General features: G+C 48.9%; 2 protein-coding genes. Both read left to right on the top strand.

What is annotated here, in order from left to right; translation table 11 throughout:
• The first annotated feature begins 109 nt into the window (after positions 1 to 109).
• Positions 110 to 349 carry a hypothetical protein gene (locus K5R89_RS27150; RefSeq protein WP_001549892.1) on the top strand — a complete coding sequence of 80 codons (240 nt, stop codon included), beginning with the start codon at positions 110 to 112 and terminating at the stop codon, positions 347 to 349.
• A 2-nt stretch (positions 350 to 351) separates the two neighbouring features.
• Positions 352 to 708: a S24 family peptidase gene (locus tag K5R89_RS27145; protein ID WP_004199403.1), complete on the top strand. Its 357-nt coding sequence runs from the start codon at positions 352 to 354 to the stop codon at positions 706 to 708.
• Positions 709 to 765: the final 57 nt, after the last annotated feature.

Below are 765 nucleotides of genomic sequence, written 5' to 3'. Positions count from 1 at the left end.
TCGTCCATGGCGGTGACCTCTGGCGATTAAATACACCATTATCATGCCTTCAGCCACCACAACAAGGGAAGACCCATATGCATACAGCTATATTGATCGGAGGTTTTTCATGCCTAGACACTATGAAATTGACTCAGCCTGGCGTGCGAGCATTAAGCGTGAGCCGAACGGTCGTCAGACAGTTACGACAGAAGCCTTTGTCAGCCAGCTTGCGCTGATTAATTTTCACTGGAGTTGTCGCCAAGCAAATCAGTGGATTGAAACCTACGTGACCGTTTTTAAAGACATTTCCACTCAGGAAGGAGAGAACCGGACATTCATGCTTTTTAACCCCAACGGAGGCCGTTAAAAATGGGTTTTCCATCGCCAGCAACCGACTACCAGGAAAACAGGCTGTCACTCGATCAGCACTGTAATACAGGAGCGCCGGGAGTATTCTTTTTTCGAAGTGATACCTACTCTTTCCGGGAAGGGATAAAGCCTGGTGCGCTGCTCATAGTAGATTTTGGGGGCACGCCCGTTGACGGGTCTTTGGTGCTCTGTGTCCTGGAACAAGAATTCAGGATCATGCGATTGCGACTACACCCCAAGCGGTGTCTCCAGGAACTCGATAAGCTGGATAACTTCAGGGCTATACCTGATGACGATGAGGACGGGTTGGAGGTCAGGGGGGTCATTACGCACATTGTGGCACTGTTGCAAAGTTAGCGATGAGGCAGCCTTTTGTCTTATTCAAAGGCCTTACATTTCAAAAACTCTGCTTAC

This window comes from Klebsiella sp. TF21-TM (assembly GCF_019753495.1).
Classification (GTDB): domain Bacteria; phylum Pseudomonadota; class Gammaproteobacteria; order Enterobacterales; family Enterobacteriaceae; genus Klebsiella; species Klebsiella quasipneumoniae.
The sequence above is the reverse complement of the archived record's forward strand: the minus strand, read 5'-3'. Positions and strand labels throughout refer to the sequence as shown.

What these genes read in the sequence shown, in the direction of transcription:
- K5R89_RS27150 (WP_001549892.1), top strand. Translation starts at nt 110, where the DNA reads ATGCCTAGACACTATGAAATTGACTCAGCCTGGCGTGCGAGCATTAAG.
- K5R89_RS27145 (WP_004199403.1), top strand. Translation starts at nt 352, where the DNA reads ATGGGTTTTCCATCGCCAGCAACCGACTACCAGGAAAACAGGCTGTCA.